Here is a 6,104-nt window from a genome sequence, read left to right as displayed (position 1 = left end):
GCCCCTGGCGGCTCAGCAAGATCGTCGCCGCCGCGCTGGTCCTGCTCCACCACGAAAACCACCGGACCACATGATCCACAACGACCAATCACACAACGCGACAACTGGTTACTCGGAAAGGCTCAGTACCAGGGTCGTGACGGCGAACCCGGTCACCTTGATGGTGATCGGGCCAGTCACTTTCACCGTAAAGTGAAAATGTCGCCGCGCCATCGCACCACCTCCTTCCGTTCTCGGTGGTCGACCGACCGAGAGTTTCGCGAAGTGACGCTCCGAACCCTACCCAGCGCATCGGAGCTAGTCTCGTCTAAAATTAACCGGGCAAGACTTGCAGGGCATGTATGTTCTACCGCACAACGCGGCGGATACCCAGGGGACTGGTCGTGACTCGCTGTTCCGGGCGAAGTCCGTCGAACCCCAGCCGCAGCAGCGCTGGTAGGTCTTACCGCGATCGCTCCGTTCGCCGTAACCGACTTTGTGCATGACTTCGCCGGTCAGCGCTCAGCGCTTGGCGGTGGCCGTGTGGATTCAACTTCTCGCGAGAAGGCTCGGCTGAGGCGGCCTAGAGATGGAGCCTGATCCCGAACCCCGGTTGTGCGGAGGTGCGGAGGTGCGGAGGAACAGCTTGGCGAAGCCGTGGGGGTGGGGGGTAGGAACGCGCCGCAGCCTCGCGGATGGCGGCGACTGCCGCAGTCATGACCGAACGCGACGGCGACGAGCGCGCCGCACCGGGTACAAGGTGTACAGGCAGGAACCCTCCCCTCGGTCACGGTCACGGGCAGGCGGCCGGTGGGGTACTCGGCGACGGGAGTCGAAGCGTTATCGTCTCCGCTGTGGAGAACATGGTCATCGTGCCAGGCTTGGGTGGTTCCGGGCGTGGTCACTGGCAGTCCTACTGGCTCCGCGAGCGGCGCGGCGCCGTTCGGGTCGAGCAGCGGGACTGGGATCGGCCGGACCGGGACGAGTGGGTTGCCGAATTGCACGACACCGTCCAGCGTGCCGCAGGGCCGGTGGTGTTAGTCGCACACAGCCTTGGCTGTCACACCGTCGCCCATTGGGCTCACCGACACGACGCGCAGGTCCGCGCGGCGCTGTTGATGGCGCCGCCCGACATCGACTACTCGGCTTCCCGCGGGGCTCCGATCGCCGATTTCGGGCCGCCTGCGACCGACTCGCTGCCGTTCCCGACTGTTCTAGCGGCCAGCAGTACTGACCTCTGGGCAGAGATCGGTTGGTCCCGCCTGCTGGCCAAACAGTGGGACGCGCGGTTCGTGGACCTCGGCGACGCCGGCCATGTCAACGCCGAGGCCGGCTTCGGCCCATGGTCCCACGGTGAGGAGATAGTCCGAGACCTCCTCGCCGAGAGCGCCGACTGAGGCTGTACTTGTTCGGGTGCTGAACCTGCCGCCGGGACCGTGTTCTGACTCGGGCTGGCGCTTGCTGAGTACTGGAAGGGGCTGGCCACCGCTGGGCGCATAGCTGTGCCCGCGGTCCTGATCGCTACTAGCATCGGTCAGTTCGCCAGCGAGGTGTTGTGGCTGTTGCACCCGTAGCAGTTGGATGAACGGCTCCCACTCGGTCCAGCCGCGGGTGGCAGCGGTGACGCTGAAGGTGCCCTGCACGCGAAGGCCGACGCGCTGCACGAGCTCGCCGGCGCCGAGGAAGCGCCGGGTCTGGAGGTGGTGGCGGAGTTCGCGGCGTCGATGGCCGCGGTGCTGGACCGGTGCGACACCGCCGACCCGGCGTATGGGCCGCTGGCCGAGGCGTGCCGCGCGGTCATCGCCGGCGGGATGCCCTCTATTGCTGTCCCCGCAGCGACCTGAGGTGTATGAGCTGGATATCGGTGTGGCGACATCGTGCGAGTCGCTACACCCGCCGAACTGGCCTACGCGGCCGTAGTGCGGCGAGGCTTGTGGGCGGGAGCATGCGACGGCGTCAGCAGCCTGGGACGGTACGAGTCTCTGCCTGGTCCTCCACCTTGAGCTGCCTTCCGTCCCAGCGGATCGAGGCTGTCCACTGCTGGAAGCAGGTACCCGCGCCCTCGTAGGACATCCAGTGCACGAGTACGCGGCCGTTCCCGACCTCCACCCGCTTCACATCGGAGTGCTCGGCAGAGACGAGGCCTCCGAGATCGACTGCGCCCATGACCGTGAAGTCCGGGGAGTACACGACGACGGCGTTCGGCCAGCTCACCCCGCCCTGGGAACAGCCGAACACAGCCGCGGTCTCGTTCTTGCCGTCACCGGTCAGGTCCCCGGCGGCCACCAGCGCACCAGCCTGTGCCGGGCTCTGGACGGCCAGCAGCTGCACGCCGCCCTCCAACTCCGCGATCCCGGGGAGGGAACCGCCGACCAGGGTTCCCGCGGGATGCTCGCACAGACCCGGCACAGCCGCACCGGCGAGACGTCCGATATCGACGGGCTGCGCCGGAGGCGCTTGAGCTGCCACCGGGGCCGTGTAGACGGCGAGGACGCCGTCGGCGAGAGTGCGACGCGCACCGTCGCGGACCAGGTCGAGTTTCCCGGTGTGGCAGTACGTGAGTAGGTCCGGCTGGGCGACCGGGCCGACGCAGTCCGGGATGGCGAGACTCAGAGAGCTGTGCTGGTCCAGGACTCGGACGGAACTCGCGGGAGCAGGATCCTCCGGCACCCACTTCGTCCCCTCCAGCCGCCACGGCCGGGCCGCGGAAAACGGCACTTCCTTCTCGTTCTCGGCGGCCTTGGTCTCATCGCAGGTCCACGACGTGATCGACGCGTGCAGCCGCCTCTCCGAGTCCCACCACAGGTCGTTGACGTCCATCCCGCCACCGGCCTTATTCGCCACGAAGCCCGGCGGAGCAGCCGCAGACAGGTCCGTGCCGGTGATCGCACCACCGGCATCGATGAGGTAGACGGGGAACGCACTGAAGCAGATGCCGGGATTGTTACGGGCCGCCACCGCGAACATCGTGTCCCGCTCTGTCTTGCCACCGACCGCCGCGACGGGCATGTAGTCGTTCGATTCGAAAAAACCCGCGTTCACGGAGTTCGAACCGTCCGGACGAGACAGCGTCAGGCCCTCCTCGTAGGTCCCGTCCTCGGCATAGGTCGGCTCCCTGATCAGCGTGAGGTGCTCAGTCCCAGCCAGGAGAGCAGGGGAGAAGCTCGGTGCTTGCGTGACGGGCAGACCGTCCACCGGCTTGCCGTCGCCGGGTCGGTCGAGGTCGAATCTGAGATAACCGCTGTCTCCCCCGGCCAGCACTCCGGCCGGTCCCGCCGCGACGATCGTCGAGCACTTCGGGCACGGATGCCGCCGCTGCTCGCCGGTGCGGGTGTCGACGGTGATGAGCTCCTCGGCATCCGGTTCCTTCTGCAGGAGCGGCGCGCCGGCGAGCATGGTGACGTAGTTCCCGTCGGCCGTCCAAGCGACTTGGTTCTTCGCGGAGTCGGCCTTGTCGAATGGGCGGCTCACCTTCGCCAGCACGTCGTCTCCGCGCATGAGGACGAGTTGCCGTTCGGTGGTGTACGCGAACGCAGGCGCGGTGGAAACGGCCTTGCCGTTCCCCGTGGTGGCCTTACCCGCGTTGCCGGGTTCACCGCCGCCGGACTGCAGGAGCCGCACCGTCAGAACCGTTCCTGCCGCCGCGATCAGGCAGACGGCCAGGGTCAGCAGGAGCAGCTTCCGCACAGACATCCGCTCTCATTTCTGCTCGTAGGACGACGGGTCGACGCTGACCCAGTCCAGCTTGTCGTTCTGGACGTAGGCCTTCCGGTAGCCGGAGTAGGGGTGGGCCGGCGATGCGGGGCGGGCGGTCGCCGAGACCTCGAACGGTTTGCTGCCCGCGTCGACGTCCTGGGTGAATGACCCGTCGGAAGTGGCCACGACCATGCGGAAGGTGAACCGGCAGTGTCGGGTCGCGGTGAACGCCCCTACGGTGATCGTCTGCGCCTGGCCGGGTGTCAGTGTCACGGTCTCGGCGGCGAAGTAGTTGACCCCCATTCCCATCAGGCCGCTGGAGGTCATGGCCATCTGCTGGGGAAGCGGGTCCGGGGCGTCCAGATCGAACCCGACCTTGACGGTCTCTCCGCCTCCGCCCTGGGTGTAGCGCTGCAGAGCGGTGCCATTCAGCGGCGCGGTGCAGTCCTTGAGCACCTTCATGTCCGTGATGCGGACCGGGTCGCTGCGAGTGTTCTGCACGGTGATGTTGGTGAAGCCTGAGTCCAGTGCCGTGCCGCCGCCGTGCGCGGCGTACCACTTGTCGAAGTTCGAGCCGCCCTCGGAAGTCGCCTCGCCCAGGGAGGAGGCCTCGGCGGCTGACATGGTGACCGCGTCAGGGAGTACCAGCCGTCCGTCCTGGCTGCTGGCCTTGAACGCGGTGACGCCCTGCACCTTCAGCGGTGGAGCGCCGGGCGGGGCGGTCTCAGGCCCAGCACCACCACCGAGCGTGGTGATCGCGACGGTGACGCCGACGCTCAGGGCGACCACGGCCCCGAGCACGACGGCGACCACGCCGCGGCCGACCGTGCGCGGTTTCGCGGCAGTCCACTCGGCGTGGACGTCGTCGGGCTTGACACGCACCAGGCGCGCGAACTTATCGTCCGCTAGCAGCAGCCCGACCCGCACCGCGTTCAGCGACGAGTTGCCGTACTTCCGATTGTCGGCGTGCACGACGCCGAGGATGTGCTTGCCGTCCTTCGTCAGCAGCGGCCCGCCGGACAGCCCCGCCCACGTGGAAGGAGACTTCCCGCCGGAGTCGCGCGGCCTGTCCCGCGGTGGGGCGCCCACCAGGTGCAGCTCGTAGCGCCGGGCCGTCCGTCCGGACGTGGGCGACGCACGGCAGACGAGCTCGGCGACGCGTCGTTCCTCGTCGTCCCGGTTGACCCAGGGGTAGCCGAGGGCCAGGCATTCGCCGTGCCCGGCGCCGCGCAGCTCGGCCCAGCCGAGTTCCGGGACGGCCCGCCAGGGCTCACCGTCCCCGACCAGGACCTCCACCAAGGCCGCGTCGAGGTCGATCTGGTCGCCACGCCAGCGGACGAGGGCCGGATACTCGCCGCCGGACTCCGGCCGCACCAGGCACTCGGACCCGACCTCGCCGACCACGTGCCCCGCGGTCAGCACCAGGGTGGCGGTCACCGCGTAGCCGGAACCGTGCCTTGTGCCGTGTACCCGTGCAAGCCGGTGGACGTGGGACTCCAAGCGGCCGGCGCGCCGGTCATTCGTCATCGCCGATAAGGGTTTCGCCCTCCGCGCCCACCGATGTATCACGTGGTTTGAGGATCAGCTTTAGCCGGTGCCTGGCTGTCTCTTCGTGCTGCTTCGAACCGCCGACGGATAGTACATTCCACAAGCTGAGCTTGCCGTCGGCATTGCGGGTCGCCTTGATCCCCACTTCGAGTTCGAGCTCGATCGACTCGGCCACGAACCGCACCCGCGCGTCCCGCCCGGCGACGATCGCCTCCTCGATCTCGGAGCGCAGCATGGCTATAGCCGTCGACAACGGCACCCCGTCCTGGCCCATGAGCACTTGGTCGTCGTCGACAGACCCCTCCACGCGTCCTACCCCTCATCGTCTCGGCCCACCGGCAAGCAGGCACTCCACCCGGCAAGTCTCCCGTTGATCGAAGTGCGTTACATACCCGGTGTCCCGCGTTGTTCGTGTGCTTCCAGGAGCTCGTCGATGGCTCGGTCGAGAAAGTCGACCCCGTTGAGGATCGGGCGAAACGTCAGTTCAGGCGATGGTCTGTCGGAGGCGCTCACGTTCACATGCGCATTCTAGAGCTGGTCCGCCCCGAGGTTGCTGGACAGTCGCTAAGCGTGACTTCTATGCCGCGAGCTGCGTGTCCAGGTGAGCTTGGTAGGTCTCCGCTGGGGTCTTGTACTCAAGTCCAGAGTGAAGACGCTGCCGATTGTAGAACACTTCGATGTACTCGGCCACGGCCCGTCGTGCGTGGCGCCGGGTCGGGAATACGGTTCGGTAGACGAGTTCGTTTTTGAGCGCTCCGAAGAATGACTCGGCCATGGAATTATCCCAGCAGACCCCTGTGTGTCCCATTGACGATATCACTCCCAACTCGGCAATTTTGTTCCGGAAGCTGTGTGAAGTGTATTGAGTTCCACGGTCGGAG

Annotated in this window: 7 protein-coding genes; 3 read left to right on the top strand and 4 right to left on the bottom strand. The window is 67.2% G+C overall.

Features of this window, described 5'->3' with window-relative positions:
- From JWQ81_RS00035 to JWQ81_RS00025, 3 genes are all read left to right on the top strand, one after another.
- Nucleotides 1–196 (top strand): hypothetical protein (locus JWQ81_RS00035; protein ID WP_297536544.1); only part of this gene is annotated, 196 nt, incomplete at its 5' end.
- Nucleotides 197–842: 646 nt separating this feature from the next.
- On the top strand, nt 843–1,376 hold the full coding sequence (locus JWQ81_RS00030; RefSeq protein WP_297536546.1) for an alpha/beta hydrolase: 534 nt from the start codon (nt 843–845) through the stop codon (nt 1,374–1,376).
- Between the two features lie 180 nt (nt 1,377–1,556).
- Nucleotides 1,557–1,823, top strand: a complete 267-nt coding sequence (locus JWQ81_RS00025; protein ID WP_297536541.1) for a hypothetical protein — start codon at nt 1,557–1,559, stop codon at nt 1,821–1,823.
- A gap of 112 nt (nt 1,824–1,935) precedes the next feature.
- On the opposite strand, the gene JWQ81_RS00020 is transcribed toward JWQ81_RS00025, so the two are convergent.
- The 4 genes from JWQ81_RS00020 to JWQ81_RS00005 form a co-directional block, all read right to left on the bottom strand.
- A complete protein-coding gene (locus tag JWQ81_RS00020) occupies nt 1,936–3,672 on the bottom strand; it encodes a hypothetical protein (RefSeq protein ID WP_297536540.1) in 1,737 nt (578 codons plus the stop codon).
- 6 nt (nt 3,673–3,678) lie between these two features.
- The gene (locus JWQ81_RS00015; protein WP_297536538.1) at nt 3,679–5,202 is read right to left on the bottom strand and encodes a trypsin-like peptidase domain-containing protein; all 1,524 of its coding nucleotides are present in this window, start codon (nt 5,200–5,202) and stop codon (nt 3,679–3,681) included.
- Nucleotides 5,192–5,530 carry a trypco2 family protein gene (locus JWQ81_RS00010; protein ID WP_297536536.1) on the bottom strand — a complete coding sequence of 113 codons (339 nt, stop codon included), beginning with the start codon at nt 5,528–5,530 and terminating at the stop codon, nt 5,192–5,194. Before JWQ81_RS00010 ends, JWQ81_RS00015 begins: the two co-directional genes overlap by 11 nt.
- A 270-nt stretch (nt 5,531–5,800) precedes the next feature.
- Nucleotides 5,801–6,104, bottom strand: a 304-nt coding sequence (locus JWQ81_RS00005; protein WP_297536534.1) for an integrase core domain-containing protein, incomplete at its 5' end; no start/stop codon positions are given.

This window comes from Amycolatopsis sp., from assembly GCF_025464955.1.
In the GTDB taxonomy this organism is placed as follows: Bacteria; Actinomycetota; Actinomycetes; order Mycobacteriales; family Pseudonocardiaceae; genus Amycolatopsis.
This window is presented reverse-complemented; position numbering and strand designations above follow the sequence as displayed.

Coding starts and splice junctions, on each gene's coding strand:
- JWQ81_RS00030 (WP_297536546.1), top strand. CDS start 843: ATGGTCATCGTGCCAGGCTTGGGTGGTTCCGGGCGTGGTCACTGGCAG.
- JWQ81_RS00020 (WP_297536540.1), bottom strand. CDS start 3,672: ATGTCTGTGCGGAAGCTGCTCCTGCTGACCCTGGCCGTCTGCCTGATC.
- JWQ81_RS00015 (WP_297536538.1), bottom strand. CDS start 5,202: ATGACGAATGACCGGCGCGCCGGCCGCTTGGAGTCCCACGTCCACCGG.